Origin of the sequence: Sulfurimonas sp. (assembly GCF_026991475.1) — a bacterium.
Lineage (GTDB): Bacteria > Campylobacterota > Campylobacteria > Campylobacterales > Sulfurimonadaceae > Sulfurimonas.
Map to the genome: position 1 here is coordinate 22971 of NZ_JALXBK010000077.1, position 24144 is coordinate 47114.

The window sequence follows — 24144 nt, forward strand, 5'->3', positions numbered from 1 at the left end:
AAATTGCTTGGGATTACACATAATGTTTAAGGAACGAAATGTGTTTTTAAGCATAATAGACATTCACCTGAAATTTTTGTAAAATAGACTAAAAAACTTCAATAAACTAACATTTTAAGTGTTCATTTATTGTTTAGTATCCACTGTTATTGTGCTATAATGTTCGTTGAATAAATAGTTATATTAAAGGATTATCAATGTTAGAAAAAAATAGTAACTTTAAAAGTGTTTCAAAAAATCACATAATCGATGATGATTATATTAAGAAATATATTGAAACAACGAAGGCATTTATTTTAGATTGCTTTTCAAAATGGATTAATGAAACAAAAAAAGCAAATATACAACTTCCTCAACATATTGAAAAATTAGAAAAGATGTTATCTTCTGTAAAATATATTACTCCAAAAGAAGATATTGTTAATAAATATTTAGTCAACGAAAATGCTACAATGCTTAGATTGGCAAAACATGTATACAGTCAATCTAATAATCTTATAACCAATCCAAAACGAGTTATTTTTTCTTTTCCTGAACACAAGATGATATATTCAAAAGACATGGGTGCAACTTATCTGTTTAACAATAAACTACTTAGTAGTATTGTTGATATAATCAGTAACGATATATCAAAAAAAATTTCAATCTGTGAAGTTGGTGCAGGTACAGGGGGCTTGACTAAATATTTTTTACCTGTAATATATGATCAGGCTTTAATATATACAATAACAGACACATCGAAATTTTTTACAAAAACTTTAAAAAAAGAATTACTCTCCTTTAACAATAAGACAGAATATGAAATATGGAATATTATGGAACCCAAAGAAAAAACGATAGTCTCCAATTATGATTTAATTGTTGCTAGTAATGTTATACATGCTGCATTAAATATTGAAGTTGCTATTTCAAATATTTTTCATGCTTTAACTGATCATGGTTATTTTCTTTTGCATGAAACGACACATGGATATGCATCAAGTTCTGCTATTTGGGGTTTTATGGAGGATCTATGGAAATTCACAGATAACAAGAAAAGGTCAGATGGTGCATTCTTATCTATCGATAATTGGTGTACAACAATTTTATCTTTTGGATTTGAACTTATTCAAATAAATGATGACGAGTGTTTGCAGACAATGTTTCTTTTTAAAAAGTCTACAAATATATTTAAAGGAAGTGTGAAATGAAATTGAATAATAATTTATTTAAGAGTTATGAAATTTCAAAATCAAAACCAAAAATAATTATTTACATAGCCAATGGAATAATGATTGACCCTGTTGAGTCAATAAAAGAACACAATTTTCCAGAGAATAGTAATGTATATTTAATCTATTATCATCTAGCACCTTCACTGAAAATATTAGTACATGAATGGCTGAAACATATCGAAAATATTACTCAAGAATCAACTAAAATAATATTAGTTGGTTTTAGTGCTGGAGCTTTAGTAATTCATAGGATGGTATCAATTCTATCAGAACTTAATATTGAGGTTAATATTAGAACTATTAGTATTTCCCCTGCTCATTTAAAAAATTTTAATATGCTCAAGGAATTTACAGTAGATTTTTTAGAAAATCTACCAGATAAGATTGGAAAAAGAATGCTTAAGCGTTTACCTTGGAGCGGTAATTATCCTTTATTAAGCTACGATGAGATTATAGAACAATTAAAATTGTTTCGTTCAGATAAAATATATGAAAACACTTTAGGTGTTGTAGATATAATTGTCATACCTTACAATGACAAACTATGCTGTGATGTAAATTTTGCAAAGAAGCATGCTAACGATATTAGACAAATTAATGGTAAGCATGATATTCAAACATTACCACTAGTATCAATTATAAATAATCAGCTAACCACAGGAGAAAATTAATGAGTAACACTATAGATAAAATATATATAAATAAACATGAGTTTGAAAGAGATGTAGATGATATAAGAAAAAAAATTCAAAACCCAACTTGGAAGGATTTTAAACATTTAAAAAAAATAGAAACATGGGGAAGAATTGCAACTTTTTTAGGATTTATATTAATGTTATTGTTAAGCTATTTTGAGTTTATTCACTCCAATATTAATGGCATAGTATTTTGGAGTATAGGAATATTATCTGCTGTTTTGATAGCTGGTGGAAGTGGTTCGAGGTGGGCAAATATAGCACATTCTATATTACATGGTGCATATGATAAAATACCAGGTATTCCCATAAAGTATACAAAAGCTGGTTTTGGAAAAGGTTCTCGACGTTTTCTTGATTGGCTAGATTGGTTTAAACCACAGTCTTGGATATATGAACATAATGTACTACATCATTATCACTTAGGTGAAAAAAGTGATCCTGATAATGTTGAAAATAATTTGCAATGGCTAATAAATTCGAATATTCCTATGGGTATTAGATACTTAATCATCTTTATATTAGCTTGTACTTGGAAGTTTACATATTATGTACCATTGACCATAAAAATTTTAAAAGAAAAAGAACAAGACAGAGCCTGTAAAATAAACTGTGTAAATCAGAGCCTGTAAAATAAACTGTGTAAACCACCTCCAGCCCATTTAATTATCTTGTATATTTTTCCATAATTTCGCTGAAAAATATACAAAGTTGAGGGTAAATTTCACTCCAATTGCGTAAACCGTTACGATTCCACTTTTACTGTACCTCCTGTGTAGATAAATAAAGCACCTTAAAAGCAGCATCAATTGTGGGAAATGAACCTTTTGATTTTGTGCGTCTTTTAATACTCGAATTTAGCGATTCAATAGGATTTGTGGTATAAATTAGCTTTCTGATTGGCTTAGGATATTTAAAAAAAGTTGCCAGTTCATTCCAATGATTTGTCCAAGACTGTGTGATATGAGGATACTTATTGCCCCAAATATCATTAAATTCCAAAAGTGCCTCTTGTGCATCTTCTTCAGTAGTTGCTGTATAGATCATTTTTAAATCAGCTGCTACTGCCTTTCTATCCTTCCAAGAGACATAACGAAGTGAACTTCTAATCTGATGGACAATACAACGCTGTATCTCTGCTTTTGAGTAAACAGCTTCAATAGCTTCATTGAAACCGTTCAGTCCATCTATGGCAAAAATAAGTACATCATCTACACCACGGTTCTTGAGTTCATTCAGAAGTGAAAGCCAATATTTACTTGTTTCATTTTCACCGATCCAAATACCTAATATCTCTTTTTTTCCTTCAAGCGTGACTCCTAGCATAATATATGCAGCTATGTTTTTTACGACTCTATCCACTCTTATTTTTAGGACGGTAGCATCCATAAAGATTATTGGATAGATTGGTTCAAGCGGTCGGTTCTGCCACTCTTTTGCTTTCTCTATGATTGTATCGGTGATATTTGAGATTGTTTGTTCAGAAAGTTGATAACCATAGAGATCATCAAGGTGATGCTGTATATCTCTTACGCTCATCCCTTTGGTATAAAGTGAAAGTATAAGATCCTCACTGCCGTTTAGAAGTGTTTCCCGTTTCTTTACAAGCTGTGGTTCAAACGAGCCCTCTCTGTCTCTTGGTATGGCGACATCTACATCACCATATTTCGATTTTAGAGTCTTTTTGTTTGTACCGTTACGATAGTTGGAGTTATCTGACTTCTGGTGCTTCTCGTAACCTAAATGCTCATCAAGTTCCACTTCAGTAGCTGTTTGAATCGTTTCTCGAAGAAGAGCTTTGAAATCATCCAATATCCCATCGAGTGAAATATCTTTGCCTTCTTTTATTTGTCTGCGTAGTTCTTCTTTATTTAAAATATCCATCTGTAAATCCTTCAAATAAATCTATCAATAATAGCAATTTTTAAGCCTATCTGATAAATTAGTTTTTTGGATTTACACAGTTGTTTTTACACCCTCACAAGACACTCCCAAAAATTTAGAAAATCATTACAACCCATTTACGAAATATGGAAAAATATTTTGGTTTCAATATATATTACCTTATTTTACTATTCGCTTTATAGTAACACCTCTTATCTTTTTACCATTTGGAGTAAATGCTGCGATGAATAGCCTGCTTATTTTAATACTTGCCGAATGTTTTGCAAATATTAATTCATTTATAGTAATCTTACCGAATCATGCAGCAGCTGATATTTATAGATTTAATGGTGCTTATAAATCAAAAGGTGATTTTTATCTAAGGCAAATTATAGATACGGTTAATTATAAAACAGGATTTGAACTTTTGGATTTTTTACATGGGTGGTTAAATTATCAGATTGAACACCATCTTTTCCCTAATCTAACACTTAGTCAACATAAAGTAGTTCAACCTTATGTAAAAGAATTATGTAAAAAATATAATTTAGAATATAGGGAAGAAAATATTTTTAAAAGATCTATTCTGACTTTATCAGTTCTTGTTGGTAAAACAAAACCAAATATAATTGATTAAGATATATAGATTTTAAAAATTACATTTGATGGATAAATCTCCACTTTTAAGGTGTAAAGAGGCAAAGATATAACAAATACGAGGAGGCTAATAATTGACCCTAGCGGCTTAATTATAGCTCACGACAACCGTTATATCAAGTAGTCAAATCCTTTCTTGCAAAAAAAGAGAGGGGCATCTTGCCAACAATTTAATAGAACTTCTCTTATGCTAGTTCCCTCAGCACCTTTTTAAAAAAAGGTGACCAAAAACTAAAGAAATAAAAGAGTAAATATTGATACAAATTAAAAATATTCCTGTTGAAAAAACATACACAGTAAGACTTAATGTACTAAGACCACATCAAAGTATTAGTGATTGTCAATATGATGGAGATACAGATGAACTTACAAAACATTTTGGTGCATATTTAGATAATAAACTTATTGGAATAGTCTCAATTTATAAATCTAAAATCAAACATATTGATGATAAAAATTGCTGGCAAATTCGAGCGATGGCGATAATTAAAAATATTCGTAAAAAAGGATATGCTAGTAGCCTACTTAAAGTTGCGGAAACATATGCTTTAAAAAACGGAGCAAATTATATCTGGTGTAATGCTCGTATCTCCGCTATAGGGTTTTATGAAAAACATAACTATAAACTCTATGGTGATGAATTTAATGTTAAAGATATTGGACCACATTACATAATGATAAAAGATTGTTTTGTTGATTGAAATGTTCGATATAACAAGTACTTGCACAAAAATATGTTTCCCTCACGGGCAAATATTTTGAAGCGAAAAAATGTGCTATTATGATAGATATTACAATGATTGTGAACAGAAACATATTTTTGAAGACAGTCGTTGTAAGTTCCCGCAAAGCGGAAACTTACAACGGCGAAGCTGAGCTCTAAACGAGCCACCAACCTTTTGTCGTATTCCGCTATGCTACATACAACAAAAGGCAGGAGTCTCACATCAAAGTGTTTTCCAGAAAATCGCAAGTGAATTTTCCGAAATACACATTAATGAAGCTCAGCTTCGCCGTTATACTGAAAAATCAAATATGCTATAATACAAACAAAAAAGGAGAGTCCATGGTAGCCATAAAACAAGAAGCACAAAAGATGATACAAAATCTTCCTGATAGCTGTACTTATGAAGACATTCAATATCACCTTTATGTTGTAGAAAAAATTAAAAATGGTATTAGTCGTGCTGAAAATGGCGAAGTCTCATCACATCAAGATGAAAAACAAAGAATGTCTAAATGGCTTTCACACTAAAGTGGTCTGAAGAGGCTCTTGAAGATATTGAGTCTATCGCCACTTACATAGAAAAAGATTCCCCAACTTATGCGAATAAGTAGCCGTTAAAATAAATGTCCCATCTCTGTGAGTAAATCTCCACTTTTAACTTGCAAAGATAAAAATATGGAAAAGTTATAGTACGTTGACACTCAAAAAAATAAATGATATACTTTGGATATACAGATATGAGGAGAATGTTATGACAGCAACTATTTCAAGTTGGGGTAATTCTCAGGGTGTCAGATTTCCAAAAAATGTTATGAAAGAACTTCATTTATCAATTGGGGACAAGGTAAAAGTTTTAGTTGAAAATCAAAAAATCGTATTAGAACCAGTAGATAAATCACGGGAAAAATACGATATTAATGAATTGGTTAAGCAATTGCCAGCTGATTATACAACTTATGAAGAGTTTGATAATAAAATGGGAAGAGAAGAGTGATAAAATATATTCCTGAGCAGGGAGATATAGTGGCTCTAAGTTTTGATCCACAAAGTAGTCATGAACAAAAGGGTAGAAGAGCTGCTATTATCATTAGCAATAAAGTATTTAACCAATACCTAGGGCTTGCGTTTGCATGTCCGATAACAAATACTAAGAGAGGTTTTCCATTTCATATTAAAGTTGAGAGTGAAAATATCACTGGTTTTATTATGGCTGAACAATTGAAGTCAATAGATTATAATTCAAGAAATATAAAATTTATTGAAAAAGCAGATCAGAAAACAGTAAATAAAATACTGGGCATTATTGATAGTATCATTGAGTAACAAAGAGGGTGTATGGCATATAATTTAAAAGATAAACTTGTAGTAGCGGTGAGTTCACGCGCGCTTTTTGACCTTGAAGATGAGAACAGGGTATTTGAAGAGCGTGGGCTTGATGAGTACTACAAGTATCAGCTTGAAAAAGAGAATGAACCCCTCAAAAAAGGGACTGGATATAGACTCATAGAAAATCTTCTAAAAATAAATGAGCATTTTGCAGAAGATGAAAAACAGGTAGAGGTTATAATTCTCTCTAAAAACAATGCAGGAACAAGTTTGCGCATTACAAATGCCATAGCGAGCTACAAGCTTGACATACAAAGAAGTGGCTGGACAAGTGGACGCAATACGTCTAACTATCTCACAGCCTTTAAAGTCGATCTTTTTTTAAGTGCAGATGATAATGATGTTATCAATGCCATCGAAAATGGTGTTGCAGCGGCAAAGATACTTCCCTCAAACAAAGATATTCATACTTCACTTGGAGATCAAGTACGCATTGCGTTTGATGGAGATGCTGTACTCTTTTCTGAAGAGTCAGAGCTTATCTATAAAGAGCAGGGGCTTGAGGCTTTCATAGCGCATGAAAAGGCAAATCGTGATAACCCTATGAAAAAAGGTCCTTTTGCAAAACTCTTGCTCACCATCGCCAATATTCAGAAAAAATTTAAAGACAAAGAATCACCTATTCGTACAGCACTTGTCACCGCACGAAGTGCTCCGACACACGAGCGGGTAATAAAAACACTTAATGTCTGGGGTGTTCGCATAGATGAGGCATTCTTCTTAGGCGGCAGTGAGAAGTACGAGGTACTTGAAGCCTTTGGTGCTGACATCTTTTTTGATGATCAAGATGTACATTTGGAACTCTCATCAGATGTTGTGCCTTCGGCAAAAGTGATGCATAAAACTATTTTAGAATGTGAATAATGATATATGTAGTTTTTTTTCTATTTACATTCTTGATTCTCATTGGGGTGTTTTATCAGTGGCAGTATTTTATGATATTTTCTCCCACCTACATAAAAGAGCGACGACTTTGTGATAAATGTGAACTTTTAAGTATAAAAACTGATGATGGCATAGAACTTGAGGGCGCTGTCTATGAGCCTGTAAACGCAGTGACAACACTACTTGTTTTTGTTGGACGCTCTCATGATGCTGTAGCATTAATGGGACGACTCAGTGAAGTTTATAAAAATGTACGTGTCATTGCGTTTAATTACCGTGGCTATGGAAAAAGTGGCGGTGTTGCAAATGAGAAAAATATTTTAAGTGACAGCTTGAAAATTGCGCAGCTTGTGCAGAAGCATTATGGTGATTTTTATCTTTTAGGTTTTTCACTTGGCTCGAATGTTGCTGCGTTTGTGGCAAAGCAACATAGTGTAAAAGCACTCTTTTTGGTCGGGGCATTTGACTCTGTTACAGCACTCTCAAAAGAGAAGTACCCAAAACTCTGTTGCATTGAAAAACTACTGCGTTACAAGTTTCCTACTGATGTGTATGTACGGGATGTCACTGCAAAGACATATCTTTTTGTAAGTAGAGATGATGAGACCATTCCACTTAAAAATGCTCAAAAACTTAAAGAGTCGGTGAAAAATCTTGTTCTTTACAGTGAGATTGAGGGACTAAGTCATAAAGAACTTTTGTGGGATACAACAGTAACAAATCAAATAAATAAGGTAATGGAAAATGAGTAAAAAATTTCAAATAATGTTCTACATCTGTTTAGTGAGTATTGAATATCTTGCAACAACAACACGAGAGATAAAAGTGATTGAGCATATTTGGGACAAGGCAAATCATTTTATTGCATTTATGACACTTTATATTTTGCTTTCGCTTGCATACAGACATTTGAGTGTTTTGATGAAAATTGCATTATTACTTGCTTTTGGTATGCAAATAGAGATAGTGCAGTATTTTATCCCAGGACGAGATTTTTCACTCTTTGATGTAGTGGCAGATAGTGTAGGGATTGCAATAGGAATAGTTGTTTATTATTTGTACGAAAAGTACAGAAGAAGCGCTATAAAAGCTTCTTCATAAGTTCGATGTGATAATTTTCTTGGTAGTTAATAAAGTCGAAGAATTTTGAGAGTTCTTCATCTTTTATAGCATCACTAAGCTCTTTACACATTACTTTTGCAGCCTCTTCTTCTGCAATGCCATCTACAAGAAATTTATCTAAATCTTTTACAACATAGGTCATTTCATGAAGTTCACGAGGAAGTGCTAAAATGCCAAGCTTTGCCATCATATTTCCAAACGATTTAAGGTGAAAGTGTGATTCATCTACTAAATCTTGAAAGACATTAAAGCGAAGAATATTTTTTGTGCGTGCCTGCATATAAGCATAAATAAGAATAAGCTCATACTCTTTGTAGGATTCATCAAATAAAAAAAGTGTAAGTGCATCTATTTGAGCCTGTTCAAGGTCTCTATCTTCCCATTTTCGTTTCATGTTAAACGCAGTGATTTTCCCGTTATTCTCTTCTTTTGCAAGCACTTCACTAAGATACTCTAAAAGGTAAATATCATCAGTTTTTATACGTTCGCCTAAAACATTGTTTGGATAAAATGAATGAAATGCTTTTATCTCATCTTGGAGGGCTTCAATGATTTCAAAAACAGTGTTGCGTTTAAGAAGTACCATATTTCTGTCATAATTATAATTTTCACCATTTTCAAGAGTTTGCTCACCAAGCCATTTCATATGACGAAAAGCAATTTGAGAAAAATCATAAAGGCGTGATTTTATCGTTTCATCATTAATGGCAAATGATGCAAACAAAATTGAGAGCCAAAGTTCATGTTTTTTTTGGTATGTTTTATTCACCTGTTTCTTCCTTTTGTGTTGATTCACAGCTATCTTTCATTTTAAGAACATGCATCTCTTCCTCTTCACCCTTTTCTTTATTCTCAATATTTTGTAAAGAGGCAATGTATGCAGTAAAGACTATATCTGCACATACTTGTTGTTGTGGTGAAAGATCACCTAGTTTCTCATGCATTTTAGTTATGGCTTTTTGTGCATACTCTAAGTCATTGCCAATAATCATATCGGTAAACATAGAACCAATAACAACGGTATCTTGACAGCCATTTGTCGCAAATTTTGCATTTTCAATACCCTCTGCGTTTAAGTCTGTGTAAAAAACAACATACTCATTTGTTTTTTCATCAAGTGCTACCCCAACACCATCTGCATCTTCAATTTTTCCATAATTTTTCGGATTTATTAAGTGTTCTAAAGTTTCAGCATTAAGCCCCTCTGGCATTTTTACATTTTCAAACATAATTTTTCTCTTTTTTTTAATTTATGTAAGTGTAACGAAAAAGTATAAATATATTCTTGACCAATACCAGATTAATATCTTATTTTTGCAAGGTAAAGACCATTTGGTGGAGCAGGTCTGATTTTATGCTCTTTTTTTAAAGAGAGTTGCTCTTGTATCTCTTGTTTTTTGAGTTGTAAAAGTGCCCCAACCATCAATCTAATTTGACTTCTTAAAAATCCATTGGCTTCAAAGTAGAGAATGTGACAATCTTTATATCTATAATAAAAAGCTCTGTATATAACTCTTTGTGTAGAGTTAATATCACTACCTGTTTTCATAAAACCGCTAAAATCATATTCGCCTTCAAAAAGTTTTATGTTTTGTTTTATCTCTGCAAGTGCTGCGTTTGGAAGAAATGTTACAAAATCACTCTCAAAAGGATTACTCTCTTCTGTTTTTATGATGTATCTATATACTCTTTTTTTTGCACTGTATCTTGCATGAAAGGAATCATCTACTGTTACAATTTTTTTGATTATGATGGAAGAGGGAAGCATCTGATTTACAACGCGTTTAAGCTTTGCTAAATCTCTCCAATACTTAGGCAGAGAGATATGGCATACCTGTCCCGTTGCATGGACTCCTTTATCCGTACGCCCACTTGCTATAACCTTGTCATTAATGCCAAGTTGATTGAGAACCTGTGTTACATTGCCAAGTATGGTGTTGCTTGTCTCTTGCTGCGTTTGAGAACCAAGAAAATGGGTACCGTTGTAGGCAAGAGTAAATGCAACTTTCATTAGAATTTATTGACTATGGTCTTACGGTAAATAAAGTAGGTTACTGCAAGCCAAGTGAGTGAGAGTGCTGGGATTGTATAAAAATGTAAGATGCTTTGCAACCCAACTGTAACACCATAATAGAGTGCAATAGAGATAAACAGGTACAAATAGACACGAGATTTTTGATGTCGTACCTGTACAACACCTATGGCTATAACAATGAAAAGAGAAATGATAGGAAAAAGACTTAGTAGTGTATCTGTTATAAACATTTTAACCTTATTTTTATGTCTATATTTTGAAAGCCAATATTCAAGAGGTTCTTCATAGGGATCAAGATGTGTTTTTAATGTATCATTAATCATCATTGTTTTAAAATTAACTTGAGAGAGTTTTTTGGTTGAATAACTGTATCCCTCTCCATTTGTAAGTTTTAATCTAAGTATTCCTGAATCATTTATAATTTCTGCTTTTTTCGCAGAAATAAGTATCTCTTCTTTTCCTTTTTTATTGAATAAAAAGACCTTATAGTATGTTCCATCATCTTTCTTCCCTCCAAGATAGAGTAGCCAATCTCCAAAACTATTTCCAAATTCACTTGCTGCAAGATTAAATTTTGCTTCACTTTTTTTATATGAAACAAAATTTCTTGATAATACAGTAGAGTGCGGAAAGAGAACGAAAAAATCAAATGCTAAAATTATACTAAGTAAAAAAGCAGGTTTAAAGAGTGTTTTTATAAGGAACTTGGGTTCGATTCCAAGGGCAAACAGAACAATAATTTCATTGTCGTTTGAGAGTTTAAAGAGTGAAAGCGTTGCTGCTATAAAAAATGTTATGGGCAGGGTATAGAAAAGAATTTGAGGTAGTACAAAAAGATAGAGTTTGGTCATTTCCCAAATAGTCAGTTGAATTATTGCAGTATAAGCTGCTAGTTTTATCAAAAATATGACAGAAGCTATGGCAAAAAGAGGTAAAAATATAGATAAAAACAGCGTTGAAAGGTTTCTAAGTATATATTTTTGAAGTCTATCCATTTGTAAAAACTCTTTTAATAATTAGCATTGATATAGGCTGCAATAGGAGTGTCTAGCATATATACTATAAAAGTAGCCATTGCTAAAAAAGGTACAAAAGGAACACGCTGTTGCTCTTTTGAACCTTTCACTGTATAGAGCATAACTGGCATTGCCAAGAGTGCTGAGAGAAATATGGCAACGAGCCCTAGTTTTACACCAAGCAAGGCACCCATAGTAGCTGCGACCATAATGTCACCTTCGCCCATTGCTTCTATAAATGGAGATCTGTCGAAGTGTTTATTCCAAGAGGTTTTTGTCTTTATCCCTGCTCTGTACACTGAAGATGTCAGGTAGTAAGAGAGTGAGAAACGCAGGAGAGTAAAGCCACCTGCAAAGAGGAGGGCATTTTGAAAATTGTTAAAAAGTCCTGTTATGCTCCATGCTCCAAAAATAGCAAAAAAGATTGCTAAAAGATTAAGTGAATCAGGAATCATTTTGTATTTTAAATCTATTACAGAGAGTGCTAAAAGCATTAAAAAACTCATTCCTATAAAGAAAAGAGGTAGGCTAAGAGAGTACTTGTAAACAAGTGCGGTGAAAATAACTCCTGAGAGGAGTTCGATAAGTGGATATTGTATAGAAATTTTATTGGCGCAATAGGCACATTTTCCTTGTAAAAATATCCATGAGAGTAGGGGAATGTTATGCCATGGTTTAAGTTTATGACCACATGATGTACAGTGTGAAGCACCAAAAACGACACTCTCATCTTTTGGAATGCGAAGAATAACTACATTTAAAAATGAACCAAAAACTATGCCTAAAATAAATCCTATAAAAAGTTCCATTATTTTAAACCTCCAAATCTACGCTCAATTTGTGTAAATTGCTTAACAATTTTTTGTAAATCTTTAGTTGTAAAATCTGGCCAGAGTTTATCGATGAAAAAGAGTTCTGCGTAAGCCGCCTGCCACAAAAGAAAGTTTGAAAGTCTCGTATCTCCACCTGTTCTGATGAGAATATCGACATCAGATTTACAATCAAGTGCATTACTAAGCATCTCACTTGTAATCTCTTTTGAAGATTTTTTAAGTGAATTTACTGCACGGAGTATCTCGTCTTGTGCTCCATAATTAAGTGCTAAACTCTGTACAAGTCCATCGCAGTGAGCTGTTTTTTCTTCTACCATTTTTATGGTTTTTTGCAGGGATTTTGAAAAGGCTCTTATATCGCCTATTGGCTCAAATTTTACATTGTTCTCAAGGTAAGAGGGAAGTTCATCTTTAAGATATTTATCGAGTAATCGCATTAAAAATTCAACTTCTAAACGTGGTCTTTTCCAGTTTTCTGTAGAAAAAGCATAGAGAGTGAGTCGCTCTATCTCTTCACTGTTAGAGCAGTAAGTTGTGATTTCTTTGACGACTTTTGCACCTGCTTCATGACCTTTGACACGTTTTTTTCCTTGCATCTCTGCCCATCTGCCATTGCCATCCATAATGATTGCTATATGTTTTGCTTTATTCATTTTTTACTCAGATAATTTTTTTGAGTGTGAGATAATTCTGAATGAAAGGGTTAGTTTGTCACTTTGAAGGAGTAAAATATTTTTATCATTTGTGATAAACTCTATCTCATTTACATCAGTTCCAAAACTTGAAGAGTCTTTGAGTAGATTAAGACAAACTGCATCAAGATTTTTATTTTCAAGCATATTGACTGCGTTTGACTTTGCCTTCTGCTCATCCATCTCAGCTTTAAAACCTATCACAGTGATGCCCTCTTTATCAATTGTATTTAAAATATCAATATTTTTTTTCAAAGGAAGCTCCCAGCTCTCGCCCAAAGACTCTTTTTTGAGTTTTCCATCTTGTGGAAACTCTGCAATATAATCACTTACAGCCGCCGCCATAAAAAGAAAAGGTCTTTTTTGAATAATATGTATATGCTCATCTCTTACAAGTGTTGCTTTTGAGAGTTTGCCTTTTTTTGCAATACGTACTGAATCGGTGAGGTACTCGAGCATCTCTGCTGTGCTTGCAACATCAATTTTGTGCATATTTTCAGGTAAATTTTCATCAAACCTTGTAGCAATAAGGTTTACATCTGCACCTTTTAAGTAGAGTGCCGTAGCTAGAGCAGAGGCCATTTTTCCACTTGAAAAGTTTGAAATGTAGCGCACTTCATCTATTTTTTCTACCGTTCCTCCACCGGTAATGATAACCCGTCTATCTGTCCAGTACTCTTCTTTTAGAAGTTCTCTACTTGTTTGGTAGAAAATATTTAGAGGCTCTGCCATCGCTCCATCACCTATAGTTTTACATGCGAGTTCTTTTGTCTGTGTCTCTAGTATTGTGTAATTTGCTATGCCAAGCATTTTAAGATTTGCCTGTGTAATAGGGTTTTGAAGCATATTTGTATTTGCCGATGGTGCTAATATTTTCATACCGTTAAAGGCAAGGGCTGATTGGAGTAGAATGTTGTCTGCTATTGCATTTGCAAGTTTTGCAATGGTATTTGCAGATGCTGGAGCAATGACCATAATATCTGCCCATTCGCTGATTTTAATGTGGTTATGTTCATTTGCCCAAGACTCATTGGTATCATCAAGCACTCTGTTTGATGAGAGTGTCTCAAATGTAAGAGGGGTTATGAATTTTTTTGCAGCAGGAGTCATTACAACTTTTACTTCTGCACCTGCTTTTACGAAATATCGTAAAAGTTCAAGAGATTTGTAAATGGCAATGGAACCTGTCACGCCAAGGAGAATCTTTTTGTTTTTAATCAAATCTACTGGTATATTCATAATAGCTCCCTCGTTTATCTGTCTGTATTTTATCAAAAAATTCTTAGTCTTTACAAAAATTGTTACGAGAGTAAACATATTTGTAAGGTTGTTCCAATAATTGGGACTATAAATATTAAATTTTATATCTATGCACTAAAATTAATGCAATATAAACAAAGGTAATAAATATGACAAAAACCCTCTTAGAAAATATTGACAATATTCCACCGCTTCCAGAATCAGTACAGGAAGTTGAGCGTGTTTATAATAATTCAGATTCTACACTTGATGATATGCAAAAAGCGATAGAAAAAGATCCAATACTTACAGCAAATATACTGCGTTTAGTGAACTCTCCTGCATATGGTTTGAAACATCAAATCACTGATCTTAAGCAAGCTGTCTCTCTTCTTGGAAAAGATACTATTAGAACATTTGCATTAGGAAGTGTTTCCAATGATTTTGAGATAGATCTCTCACCATATGGTATGACAAAAGAGCAGTTTGCAACAGCGTGTGACAAACAGCTCTCTTTAGTTGTTAATTGGCTTCGTAGAACTGAAGGGCAAAACCTTTCTCTTTTAGCTCCTGCTGCGTTTTTGGTAGATTTAGGACGTGTAATAATTTCTAAAACACTACTTGAAGATAATAAAGCTGACATTATAGAAAAAGCACTTTTAGCAGGTGAAGATATTTCAAATGCTGAAAAAACTGCCTGTGGTGCGCAAACGACTGATGTTACAGCAACACTTTTTCACAGATGGAATCTTGACCCTGAAATAGTACATATCATTCGCTATAGTGATGATCCAGAAGGTGCAACACCAGATGAGCAGAGAATGGCAGCAGAGTTAAAAGCTGTTCGTGAAACTGTTATGCCAAACGGTGAGATAACCGATGAATCGATTGCCACTGCAAAGAATACTATAGAAGAATTTGGACTTGATATGGCAAGTTATGAAAAAGCTCTTGAAAAATTGATGGACGCGTAGTCTTTGATATTTGATCCACAAAAAAACGAGATGTTTGGAGCAAAAACAGTCTCGATTTTTATTGTTGTTATGTTAATTATTTACTATGTAGTATGGAGATTTTTTTTACAAGAGGGTGGTCATCCCTCTGTGCAACAAGAGATCTCTTCTTCTAAAGAAGTGCAGCATGCGCACATTTTAAAGGGAAAGTGAAATCTACTTTTTACCAAAAAATTTGTAGTAGAAGTTTTTAATGGTTTTGAGTTTTGTTCGGCTAAGAGCCAGTGAGCCTTTCTCAACTGTGCCACTTGTTACTGTAGTACCTGCTGCTATCATGACATCATCTTCAATGGTGAGAGGTGCTACGAGTTGTGAATCAGAACCTATGAAGACATTTTTACCAATGATGGTTTTGTACTTGTTAATGCCGTCATAGTTACAAGTGATGGTTCCTGCACCTATATTTGTTCCCTCATCTATCTCTGCATCACCCAAATAACTTAAATGTCCTGCTTTTACCCCTTTAAGTGTCGCTTTTTTCACCTCTACAAAGTTACCAATGTGTGTATTTTCTATGTTTGAGAGAGGACGAAGATGTGCCATTGGACCACAATCTGAATTTTTCATAATGCTATCTTCTACAACACTACCTGCTTTTATATGAGAATTGATGATGTGAGAGTTGCCTGTAATTCGGCATCCATTTTCAACAATACACTCTCCCTCAAACGCAACACCCTCTTCGATATAGATAGTCTCTGGAAGTTGCATTGTTACACCTGCTTGCATCCATCTATTTCTGATGCGTCTTTGCATAATAACTTCTGAATCAGCTAAATCTTTTTTAGAATTTACACCCTTAAAATGCTCTTCATCAACAAGAATTGGCACAACAGTTCCCTCTTCCTCTTTTACCATAGCTACAACATCTGTGAGGTAGTACTCTTTTTGGGCATTGTCATTGCTTAGTTCTGGAATGTATCTCTCTAAAATTACTTTTGAAAAAGCATATATACCTGCGTTCACAGTTGTTGTATTGAGCTCTGCTTCATCGGCATCTTTTTGCTCAACTATATACTCCACACGGTCATTTCTGATAATAACCCTGCCGTATCCGTCTGGATTTTCAAGATCAAATATACTCATAATTACATCAGCTTGTATCTCTAAAAATCCGTGGAGTGCTTCAGCCGTGATGAGCGGCATATCGCCATTGAGGACTAAAACTTTGTCATTTTTTGGCTCTACATTCATCATAGCACCGCCAGTTCCTGGAAACTTATTGGCATCTTGTGTGACAAAGTTAATGTTGTCGAAGTAGCTGCTTATCTCTTTAATGACAGCCTCTTTTTGATGTGCTACTACAACAGTAATATCATCAGAAATTTTCAATGACTCTTTGATGATATGATAAAGCATAGGCTTGCCACTTATAGAGTGAAGGACTTTTGCCTTGTTTGATTTCATACGACTGCCTTTTCCAGCAGCTAAAATTACTATACTTATATTCTCTTTCATCATTTATTTATTCCTCTGTTTATTCATAGTTTATTTTTGTGACATTATAACATTTATTTTTTTAATCTATTACGCATTTTATCGTAAATAAAAAGTGTTGCAAGTATGCCGACAACAGTTCCTGCGATGATATCGCTGATAAAATGGTCATCTGCCAAAATTCTTCCGCTTGCAAATGTGATTCCTAAAATTATCCAAAGGTAAAGATAGCGAGGAAAGAGCAGATACATAACTGTAAATGTGGTAGCGATGGTAACAGTATGTCCTGATGGAAATGAAGCATACGTGGTATGATGATGAAACATCGTAATATAATGATATTTTAGTTGTGCAAAAAAGCCCTTGTCATAGTTTTGAAAGAGTAAAAATCCATACTCCTCAGGAGAATGATGTAATCCTACTGGACGAACTCTTGAAAATATCCATTTTAGTAGTATACTCACAAGACCTGAAAAAATATTTGCATAAAAAAGAAAGAGAAATCTATTTTTGTAAAGCTCAGTATCTTTAATATATTTAAAAAATAAAAATCCTAAAAGACCAGCTCCAATATACCATTGAGATTCTCCTGTAAGACTTAAAAGTTCTCCAAAATGATGGAATGTTTCTCGATGTATATAAAAATATCTAGCGACAGGCTTATCAAAAAAATTGTAACTAATAATTATAAGAGGAATTGCAATAATAAATGCCGTAAAAAACAGTTTTTTAGTTAATTTCATTTAAGTCCTTGAAAGTTTTTACACATTACTAGATTGATAGTATTAATTTTATGATTTGAAATATTGATGTCAAAGCTCTCTATTGGATAAACTTTGTCACATTTCATAGTAGAAGCTATATTTTTATGGAAAAAATGCGTGTTAATGATTATCATATCTTTTCCTTTCTTGTGCTTATCCTCCCAAAAGTCAAACTGATCTTTTTTATTGTCAAGTAGATAGACTTTTGAAGAGTATTTGCGGTCATAAAACATAGCTCGAGAAGCAAGTGTCCAATTTGTAACAGCTAGTGCCTCTTTTTTATCATTAGTTATCACTGCGTTTGCACGCTTCATAATTGTATTCCAACCATAAATATCTCTATGAATTGATTGATAATTTGGCTGTGGAATGAATTTGAACACAAGCTCTGCATAGGCAAGTATACTAATAAAAAGTCCAAAAATGATGGCATATTTAACATATTTTTTAGAAATATCTAGCATATAGTAAGTACCTAATGGAATAAAAAGTAGATAAAAGAGTGCCGACCAGTGAGGGAGGGCAGTTTTATAGAGTGAAGCATAAGTGAAAAATGATATAAGTGTTAAACCAAAGAGTCCAGAAAGAAAAATGGTATCATTTTTGCTAAAAAATGATTTGTATAGTCCATAAAAAGCTAAAGGAACAAGCAGAGGATTATATGCTCCAAACTGTGTTGCTATTGATTTAAAAAAGCCACCCCAATGAATATGTTTACTTCCCACAACATGAGAACTTTGGTAACTAAAACTAATCCAGTTATGTTGGATATTCCAATAAAGAACTGGAGAGATAAGGAGAAGTGCAATGAGTATAGTGAGTAAAAGTTTGGGTGAGTAAAAGAGTTTAAATTCTTTTTTTATTAAAAAATAGAGAATGATAGGAATGATAAAGAGTACTGCTGTATATTTACTTAGTCCCGCAACTCCTAGCAAAATACCTAGAATAATCCAATTTTTTGTAGAGGGTTTTTTTTCAAGGTTAATCACTACAAAAATGATGGGAATAATTAGTAAAAAGAGCAGGGTATCTGGCATAAGCATTAAAAAGAGTGCATTAAAAATAAAAGAGGCATAGAGTGCTAAAACCGCTATGAAAGTTTTTGTAGCATTTTTATTTATATTATAGATAAGTTTATATAAAAATAGGGATGTAAAAAATCCAATAACTACTGCACTAACACGAGCGCCAAATTCATTGAGTCCAAAGATAGAAGTAAAAATATACTGTGTCCACCCAACAAGCGGAGGGTGGTCAAAGTAGCTCCAATCAAGATGAATACCATAAAGGACATAGTGTGCTTCATCGACACCAAGACCAACATGAGGTGCTATAAGTAGTCTAAGAATAGCTACAACTGTAATGAAAAGAAGAAAACTTCTATGTTCTTTATTTAGAAAGTTCATCAAGTTTAAATTTCAGTGTGTTAAACACCAAATCAGGTGTAATAATTTTGATACATTGGTTATCACTACAAGGTGTTTTTCTATGGTTAGAAGCACTTACACAAGGACTACAAGCCATTCCTGCAAATATTGGTGTGCTTGGCCCTAATGAGCCATATAGTGCTGGTGTTTCAGGTCCAAAAATTACAAAAGTATGCATGTTTGTAATTGAAGCAAAGTGTGCAGGACCAGAGTCGTTTGTAAGCATAAATGCACTTACACTGTAAAGTGCAGGAAGTTGTAAAAATTTCACACCTCCTGCGAAGTTGATACAGCGTTTGTCTCCTATATAGTCAGCAAGAAGTTGTGCTCCATCTTTTTCAGATGGGGCACCGGTCAGTAGGACAATGGCGTCTTTATTGTAAGCTAAAATCTTTTTGATGACCTCACCATAATTTTCCCTGTCCCATCTTCTTTGTGGCAGTAGGTCTGAAGCATTTGAGTTTACTAAAATTACAGGATTTTTCTCTCTGTCAAACCCTTCGTACATATCTGTAATTATGGCAATAACAGACTCTTTCTCTTCATCACTAATAACTGCTTTTGCAATTTGAATCTCTTCATCAGGGATGATGCGCTTTGTAAAGGGAAGTTCCTGCTTTTCACTAAGAAGTGCATCCACTAAAGCGATGAAGTTTTTAGCAATATGTTGATGTGGATTGTACGCTACTTTATGTGTTAAAAAATCACCACGGTAAAGTCCTTCATTATGAAAAGCGTGAAAACCAACACGGTTTGATGCACCGCTGGCAGCTGTTAAAAGGGCTGTAAAACGGGAGAAAAGCTCTAAATCGATCACGGAGTCTATCTCTTTTTCTCTACACCATTTTAAAAACTCTAAGGAAGTTTGTGCAATTTCAACTATGCCGCTCTCATCAATAGTAAATATATTTTTTTCAGGTACAGTTTCAAGAAGTTGCAATGAGACTTTGTTCTTTGAAAAGATTACAAAAAAGAGTTCTCCTTCAATATTTGCTTTGAGTTTACGCATGGCTGGATCAACTAAAATAGCACTTCCCATCTCTGAGAGCTCTATAAGTAGTACATTTCTAGGTTTTTTTTGTTTTGGTTCTACAAAAAAATCATATGTTTTTTTTATAAGAGTACCAGTAAATGCAAGTGGAATCCCTGCATAATGGTCAATGTTTCTCATAGTATTTACATTCATTTTTTTTCCTCCTGTGTTATTTTTTTATTTTTTATCCAGAAGTAAGAGCCTGGTAGTGCACCGATAATAAGTAGTAAACCATATAAAATACTCATAGCTAAAACTTTAGTCGAATCTGCACCTACAAGCATAAAAATTCCAACCATTGCACCTTCACGAATTCCCCAGCCCGCTAATGAAACAGGGACTATAGTGAGTAAAAATACGGGTGGCACGGCAATAAGAAGCATTTGAAAACTTAAATGTGCATTGATACTTAAAGCAATTCCATATATTGTTAAGACAGATAAAAAATGCACAGCAACTGAAATAGAGATATGTTTTACAAGTACAGTTTTTGAACTGTAGAGTTGATTGAGCCTTACTGAAAGCCTATGAAGTAGATTTAAAAATTTATATTTCGCTAAAAAGTTGATTTTTTCAAAAAGAAAAAGTGAGAAAAATCCTGCAATACCTGCGACTGAAATAAGGATGATAAGTCGTGAAAAATCTGAGGGAAACGTACCATAAAATATAATAGAAGCTATGAAGTTTAGTACAAGCAGTCCGACAAGACCAACAACTCTATCTACAAAAACACCATAAAATGCCTCTTTTTTATCATATCCTTTTCGTGTAAGGTCTATAATTCTTACTGCATCACCACCAATACTACTAGGTAGTACTTGATTGAAAAATGTTCCTTTGAAATAACTTTGTACATAAAAAGAGAGACGCTCTTTAAAAACAAGTAATTTTGAAATTTTAAACCATCTGTATGCGGCAAGATAAGTACTTCCAAGTTGCATAATAAGAGCGAGTAGAATCCATCCACCATGACTTTTTGCTAAAATAGCCCAAAGCGTTTGGAAATCTATTTTCTGAAAAAGAAAGTAGAAAATTGCGATAGTTATAAGTAGTTTAATTATATTTTTCATCGAGTACCATATTGTAAAGTAAAAGTATTTTATCAAAAAGTTGATTAATCTTTAGTAAATTACTTTTTTATAAGAGCAGATACTCTATAGAGATAAAAAACTCTACAATTAGGGACAACTACATTTGTATCCATAAGTTTAACATGTTTGTACAATACTAAGTCATTTTTTTAAAAATATTACTTGTAGAATGATGAAGTTGACATGCAAAATCAATATAGGGATAGACTATAACTAATACGATTAGTATTTCTGTGTAGAATTTAATATTAGTTAATATATCCATCTTTTTAATAAGTTATGAGAAGTAAAAATAGTAGTGACTAGAACTGCATTGAGTGCTGTTTTTTCATTACTAAGTTCTTTTGTAAATGAAAATACATTTACAAGTCGAATACCCCACTCACTTTGTGATATATGATTTGTTAGCCAAATCATTAGAGTAATCATAGGTGGATGGTAATAGTAACCAGCTTGGAGATGATGACTCTATATACAGTAGTAAGCTTCATCCCTATGAAGAGGTATAAAAGCGTTGTAAATAGTAGAAAAGATTGCCATTAAAATGATAAGGGTGTAAGCAGATTTTTTTGTTGAACGGTAAAGCATTTCAAGCATAATTGTATTTAATTCTCAATAATTGTGATGACATTATACAACAAAAGATATTTTTTTGATTTCTTGTGGTATTATAATGAAATTATAAATTTCTATAAGGTTTTTGAATGGATTTAGGTACGGTCATTGGTATTGTTTTAATTATGGCGCTTTTACTTGGCTCTATGGTTATGGGTGTTGGTATTGGTGCGTACATTGATATACCTTCTGTCCTTATTGTTGTTGGTGGTAGTATCGGTGCTTTGATGATTTCGTTTAAACCAGCTCAAATGAAGCAGTTTGTTAAAGTCTTTATGAAAGCAATTAAGCCAGGTGAAGAGGATGTTGGTGAACTTATAAAAAAACTTGTGGAGTTTGCGACAAAAGCTAGAAAAGATGGAATTCTTGCGTTAGAGGGTGATGTTAATGATGAGGAGAATGCATTTTTAAAAAAAGGGCTCTCTATGGCCATTGATGGCAGTGAGCCTGATACTATTCGAGAACTTCTTGAAATTGAGATGGAGCAGACAAGTACTCGACATAAAATCCATGGTTCTATTTTTAACCAGTGGGCTGGGCTTGCAGGGGCAATGGGAATGATTGGTACACTAATTGGTCTAGTTGCAATGCTTTTAAATATGGCAGATCCTTCTGCTATTGGTCCTTCAATGGCGGTTGCTCTTCTTACGACGATGTATGGTGCTATGATTGGTAATATTTTTGGAACTCCTATATATAATATTTTAACCATTCGAAATGATGAAGAGACAACAGTGAAATCGATGATAGTTGAAGGTATTATGTCTATTCAAGCAGGTGATGCACCGAGAGTTTTAGAAGCGAAACTACTTGCTTATTTAGCTCCGGCTGATCGTGTCAGTCAATTTGACTAATGAGTATTTGTAATGGCTAAGAAAAAATGTCCAGAGTGCGAAGAGTGTCTACCTGCTTGGCTAGCTGCGTTTGGGGATTTAATGTCTCTTCTTCTATGCTTTTTCGTTTTACTTCTCTCTATGTCAAGTATGGATGCAAAAAAGGTAAGTGAAGCTATTGGCTCCCTCTCTGGTGCTATGAGTGTCTTAGAAGGTGGAACACAAACTGAAATTTCAACAAAAAGAATGCTTGAAGCTACTCCTATTGATTCTCAAGATGAGACAAGTGATACTGTAAATAGAATTAAGCAAGCTGCCGGTGATGCTAATGAGATGATGGAACAGGCACAGACACCAACAATTACAGTGCGAGAAGCACAAGATGGATTTGTTATAAAAATGCCTGCTGCGCTTCTTTTTAAACCAGGGAGTGCAACTATTGAAAATCAAGATGCACTACTGTTTTTAAAAAGAGTAGCGCTTATTATTGAAGCTTTGCCACAAGATATGCGAGTGGATGCACAAGGGTATACAGATAATGTAAAACCTGGTGCAGACAGTCCATTTAAAGATAACTGGGAACTCTCCGCTGCAAGGGCTATTGCTGTTGTACATGAACTTATTTTAGATGGTGTTGCTCCAAAAAGATTAAGTGCAACTGGATTTTCTCAATATCATCCTATTGCAACAAATGCAACAAAAATAGGTCGAGAAAAAAATCGTCGTGTTGAGTTACATTTTTATGGAAAGAAAAATGAAGAGCAGTCTAAAGTTGGTAAATCTATTTTAGATAAAACAGCAGGAACAAAATGATAAGAGTTTTTTTTGTTTTATTTGTGTTAAGTGCAGCTCTCTTTGGTGCAGATGCTGTCATTCCTACCTTAAATATGAATCTTTCTGCTCCAAAGACTCCTGAGCAGTTGGTTTCATCACTAAATGTTTTAGTAATTCTAACACTACTTGTACTTGCACCATCTATGGTTCTTGTGATGACAACTTTTACAAGGTTCATAATTGTCCTTGGATTTTTACGTCAAGCACTTGGAACACAACAAGTACCACCAACACAAATTCTTGTAATGCTGGCGATGATACTTACTTTTTTCGTGATGGAGCCTATTGGTACGAAGGCATATCATCAAGGTATTCAACCATATGTTGAAAAAAAGATAGGCTATGAAGAAGCATTTACGAAAACGGTATTGCCTTTTAAAAATTTTATGATTAGAAATACTAGAGAGAAAGATTTAGCACTCTTTTTGCGCATTAGAAAGATGAAAAATCCTAAAACTGTTGCTGATGTTCCTCTCTCAATTGTTATTCCCTCTTTTTTAATTAGTGAATTAAAGACTGCGTTTGAGATAGGTTTTTTACTCTTTTTGCCATTTTTAGTTATAGATATGGTTGTTGCTTCTATCTTGATGTCTATGGGTATGATGATGCTCCCGCCAGTAATGATTTCTCTGCCCTTTAAGATACTTGTTTTTGTACTTATAGATGGGTGGAACCTCATTATAGGCAATTTGATTGCTTCAGTTAAATAAGG

29 protein-coding genes and 1 pseudogene are annotated in these 24144 nt (G+C 33.6%); 16 read left to right on the forward strand and 14 right to left on the reverse strand.

Annotated elements, in window-relative coordinates; all coding sequences use genetic code 11:
• Nucleotides 1-197 precede the first annotated feature (197 nt).
• Genes MV589_RS06440 through MV589_RS06450 form a run of 3 tightly spaced genes read left to right on the forward strand, consistent with a single transcriptional unit; the run spans nucleotide 198 to nucleotide 2541 of the window.
• On the forward strand, nucleotides 198-1190 hold the full coding sequence (locus MV589_RS06440; RefSeq protein WP_297433178.1) for a class I SAM-dependent methyltransferase: 993 nt from the start codon (nucleotides 198-200) through the stop codon (nucleotides 1188-1190).
• Nucleotides 1187-1885, forward strand: a complete 699-nt coding sequence (locus tag MV589_RS06445) for a hypothetical protein (protein ID WP_297433180.1) — start codon at nucleotides 1187-1189, stop codon at nucleotides 1883-1885. Before MV589_RS06440 ends, MV589_RS06445 begins: the two co-directional genes overlap by 4 nt.
• The gene (locus MV589_RS06450) at nucleotides 1885-2541 is read left to right on the forward strand and encodes a hypothetical protein (protein WP_297433182.1); all 657 of its coding nucleotides are present in this window, start codon (nucleotides 1885-1887) and stop codon (nucleotides 2539-2541) included. Before MV589_RS06445 ends, MV589_RS06450 begins: the two co-directional genes overlap by 1 nt.
• Nucleotides 2542-2575: 34 nt before the next feature.
• On the opposite strand, the pseudogene MV589_RS06455 reads toward MV589_RS06450, so the two are convergent.
• A pseudogene (locus tag MV589_RS06455) lies at nucleotides 2576-3793 on the reverse strand (IS256 family transposase).
• A gap of 172 nt (nucleotides 3794-3965) precedes the next feature.
• On the opposite strand from MV589_RS06455, the gene MV589_RS06460 reads away from it, so the two are divergent.
• The 8 genes from MV589_RS06460 (at nucleotide 3966) to MV589_RS06500 (ending at nucleotide 8549) form a co-directional block, all read left to right on the forward strand.
• On the forward strand, nucleotides 3966-4430 hold the full coding sequence (locus tag MV589_RS06460) for a fatty acid desaturase (protein ID WP_297431138.1): 465 nt from the start codon (nucleotides 3966-3968) through the stop codon (nucleotides 4428-4430).
• 274 nt (nucleotides 4431-4704) lie between these two features.
• Nucleotides 4705-5151: a GNAT family N-acetyltransferase gene (locus MV589_RS06465; protein ID WP_297431077.1), complete on the forward strand. Its 447-nt coding sequence runs from the start codon at nucleotides 4705-4707 to the stop codon at nucleotides 5149-5151.
• 365 nt (nucleotides 5152-5516) lie between these two features.
• Nucleotides 5517-5705, forward strand: a complete 189-nt coding sequence (locus MV589_RS06470) for a hypothetical protein (RefSeq protein WP_297431079.1) — start codon at nucleotides 5517-5519, stop codon at nucleotides 5703-5705.
• Nucleotides 5706-5928: 223 nt separating this feature from the next.
• Nucleotides 5929-6171, forward strand: a complete 243-nt coding sequence (locus MV589_RS06480; RefSeq protein ID WP_297431083.1) for an AbrB/MazE/SpoVT family DNA-binding domain-containing protein — start codon at nucleotides 5929-5931, stop codon at nucleotides 6169-6171.
• Entirely contained in the window at nucleotides 6168-6500 is a 333-nt protein-coding gene (locus tag MV589_RS06485; protein WP_297431086.1) for a type II toxin-antitoxin system PemK/MazF family toxin, read from the forward strand. Before MV589_RS06480 ends, MV589_RS06485 begins: the two co-directional genes overlap by 4 nt.
• A 12-nt stretch (nucleotides 6501-6512) precedes the next feature.
• Entirely contained in the window at nucleotides 6513-7427 is a 915-nt protein-coding gene (locus tag MV589_RS06490) for a 5'-nucleotidase (RefSeq protein WP_297431088.1), read from the forward strand.
• The gene (locus MV589_RS06495; RefSeq protein WP_297431089.1) at nucleotides 7427-8200 is read left to right on the forward strand and encodes an alpha/beta hydrolase; all 774 of its coding nucleotides are present in this window, start codon (nucleotides 7427-7429) and stop codon (nucleotides 8198-8200) included. The genes MV589_RS06490 and MV589_RS06495 overlap by 1 nt, the downstream gene beginning before the upstream one ends.
• The gene (locus MV589_RS06500) at nucleotides 8193-8549 is read left to right on the forward strand and encodes a VanZ family protein (RefSeq protein WP_297431090.1); all 357 of its coding nucleotides are present in this window, start codon (nucleotides 8193-8195) and stop codon (nucleotides 8547-8549) included. Before MV589_RS06495 ends, MV589_RS06500 begins: the two co-directional genes overlap by 8 nt.
• Here MV589_RS06500 and MV589_RS06505 read toward each other — a convergent pair.
• The 7 genes from MV589_RS06505 to coaBC all read right to left on the reverse strand — a co-directional run bounded on the left by MV589_RS06505 (nucleotide 8530) and on the right by coaBC (nucleotide 14385).
• Nucleotides 8530-9339, reverse strand: a complete 810-nt coding sequence (locus MV589_RS06505; RefSeq protein ID WP_297431093.1) for an iron-binding protein — start codon at nucleotides 9337-9339, stop codon at nucleotides 8530-8532. The genes MV589_RS06500 and MV589_RS06505 overlap by 20 nt on opposite strands.
• On the reverse strand, nucleotides 9332-9799 hold the full coding sequence (locus MV589_RS06510) for an iron-sulfur cluster assembly scaffold protein (RefSeq protein WP_297431095.1): 468 nt from the start codon (nucleotides 9797-9799) through the stop codon (nucleotides 9332-9334). Before MV589_RS06510 ends, MV589_RS06505 begins: the two co-directional genes overlap by 8 nt.
• 71 nt (nucleotides 9800-9870) lie before the next feature.
• On the reverse strand, nucleotides 9871-10581 hold the full coding sequence (truA, locus tag MV589_RS06515) for a tRNA pseudouridine(38-40) synthase TruA (protein WP_297431097.1): 711 nt from the start codon (nucleotides 10579-10581) through the stop codon (nucleotides 9871-9873).
• The gene (locus tag MV589_RS06520) at nucleotides 10581-11600 is read right to left on the reverse strand and encodes an LptF/LptG family permease (RefSeq protein WP_297431099.1); all 1020 of its coding nucleotides are present in this window, start codon (nucleotides 11598-11600) and stop codon (nucleotides 10581-10583) included. The genes truA and MV589_RS06520 overlap by 1 nt, the downstream gene beginning before the upstream one ends.
• A gap of 14 nt (nucleotides 11601-11614) precedes the next feature.
• Nucleotides 11615-12430, reverse strand: coding sequence for a prepilin peptidase (locus MV589_RS06525; RefSeq protein WP_297431100.1), 816 nt, complete (start codon nucleotides 12428-12430; stop codon nucleotides 11615-11617).
• Nucleotides 12430-13107: a di-trans,poly-cis-decaprenylcistransferase gene (locus MV589_RS06530; RefSeq protein ID WP_297431102.1), complete on the reverse strand. Its 678-nt coding sequence runs from the start codon at nucleotides 13105-13107 to the stop codon at nucleotides 12430-12432. The genes MV589_RS06525 and MV589_RS06530 overlap by 1 nt, the downstream gene beginning before the upstream one ends.
• A gap of 3 nt (nucleotides 13108-13110) precedes the next feature.
• The gene (gene coaBC / locus MV589_RS06535; RefSeq protein ID WP_297431104.1) at nucleotides 13111-14385 is read right to left on the reverse strand and encodes a bifunctional phosphopantothenoylcysteine decarboxylase/phosphopantothenate--cysteine ligase CoaBC; all 1275 of its coding nucleotides are present in this window, start codon (nucleotides 14383-14385) and stop codon (nucleotides 13111-13113) included.
• A 170-nt stretch (nucleotides 14386-14555) separates the two neighbouring features.
• Here coaBC and MV589_RS06540 point away from each other — a divergent pair, with 170 nt between their 5' ends.
• Together MV589_RS06540 and MV589_RS06545 are read left to right on the forward strand one after the other, a co-directional pair.
• Nucleotides 14556-15359, forward strand: a complete 804-nt coding sequence (locus MV589_RS06540) for an HDOD domain-containing protein (RefSeq protein ID WP_297431107.1) — start codon at nucleotides 14556-14558, stop codon at nucleotides 15357-15359.
• A gap of 3 nt (nucleotides 15360-15362) precedes the next feature.
• The gene (locus MV589_RS06545) at nucleotides 15363-15551 is read left to right on the forward strand and encodes a hypothetical protein (RefSeq protein ID WP_297431109.1); all 189 of its coding nucleotides are present in this window, start codon (nucleotides 15363-15365) and stop codon (nucleotides 15549-15551) included.
• A 3-nt stretch (nucleotides 15552-15554) separates the two neighbouring features.
• Here the strand turns inward: MV589_RS06545 and glmU are convergent, their stop codons facing one another.
• The 6 genes from glmU to MV589_RS06575 all read right to left on the reverse strand — a co-directional run bounded on the left by glmU (nucleotide 15555) and on the right by MV589_RS06575 (nucleotide 21567).
• Complete coding sequence (glmU, locus tag MV589_RS06550) at nucleotides 15555-16859, reverse strand: bifunctional UDP-N-acetylglucosamine diphosphorylase/glucosamine-1-phosphate N-acetyltransferase GlmU (protein ID WP_297431110.1); 1305 nt, start codon at nucleotides 16857-16859, stop codon at nucleotides 15555-15557.
• Between the two features lie 50 nt (nucleotides 16860-16909).
• Nucleotides 16910-17578 (reverse strand): phosphatase PAP2 family protein, encoded by a 669-nt coding sequence (locus MV589_RS06555; RefSeq protein ID WP_297431112.1) that lies wholly within the window; start codon nucleotides 17576-17578, stop codon nucleotides 16910-16912.
• Nucleotides 17575-19005 carry a glycosyltransferase family 39 protein gene (locus MV589_RS06560; RefSeq protein WP_297431114.1) on the reverse strand — a complete coding sequence of 477 codons (1431 nt, stop codon included), beginning with the start codon at nucleotides 19003-19005 and terminating at the stop codon, nucleotides 17575-17577. The genes MV589_RS06555 and MV589_RS06560 overlap by 4 nt, the downstream gene beginning before the upstream one ends.
• Nucleotides 18989-20212 (reverse strand): glycosyltransferase family 9 protein, encoded by a 1224-nt coding sequence (locus tag MV589_RS06565; protein ID WP_297431116.1) that lies wholly within the window; start codon nucleotides 20210-20212, stop codon nucleotides 18989-18991. The genes MV589_RS06560 and MV589_RS06565 overlap by 17 nt, the downstream gene beginning before the upstream one ends.
• Nucleotides 20209-21129 (reverse strand): lysylphosphatidylglycerol synthase transmembrane domain-containing protein, encoded by a 921-nt coding sequence (locus MV589_RS06570; RefSeq protein WP_297431118.1) that lies wholly within the window; start codon nucleotides 21127-21129, stop codon nucleotides 20209-20211. The genes MV589_RS06565 and MV589_RS06570 overlap by 4 nt, the downstream gene beginning before the upstream one ends.
• Before the next feature lie 273 nt (nucleotides 21130-21402).
• A complete protein-coding gene (locus tag MV589_RS06575) occupies nucleotides 21403-21567 on the reverse strand; it encodes a hypothetical protein (protein ID WP_297431120.1) in 165 nt (54 codons plus the stop codon).
• Nucleotides 21568-21854: 287 nt separating this feature from the next.
• Here MV589_RS06575 and MV589_RS06580 point away from each other — a divergent pair, with 287 nt between their 5' ends.
• Genes MV589_RS06580 through fliP form a run of 3 tightly spaced genes read left to right on the forward strand, consistent with a single transcriptional unit; the run spans nucleotide 21855 to nucleotide 24142 of the window.
• Nucleotides 21855-22619: a motility protein A gene (locus tag MV589_RS06580; protein ID WP_297431122.1), complete on the forward strand. Its 765-nt coding sequence runs from the start codon at nucleotides 21855-21857 to the stop codon at nucleotides 22617-22619.
• Nucleotides 22620-22631: 12 nt separating this feature from the next.
• Nucleotides 22632-23411: a flagellar motor protein MotB gene (locus MV589_RS06585; protein ID WP_297431124.1), complete on the forward strand. Its 780-nt coding sequence runs from the start codon at nucleotides 22632-22634 to the stop codon at nucleotides 23409-23411.
• On the forward strand, nucleotides 23411-24142 hold the full coding sequence (gene fliP, locus MV589_RS06590; protein WP_521966158.1) for a flagellar type III secretion system pore protein FliP: 732 nt from the start codon (nucleotides 23411-23413) through the stop codon (nucleotides 24140-24142). The genes MV589_RS06585 and fliP overlap by 1 nt, the downstream gene beginning before the upstream one ends.
• The last annotated feature ends 2 nt before the right edge of the window (nucleotides 24143-24144 follow it).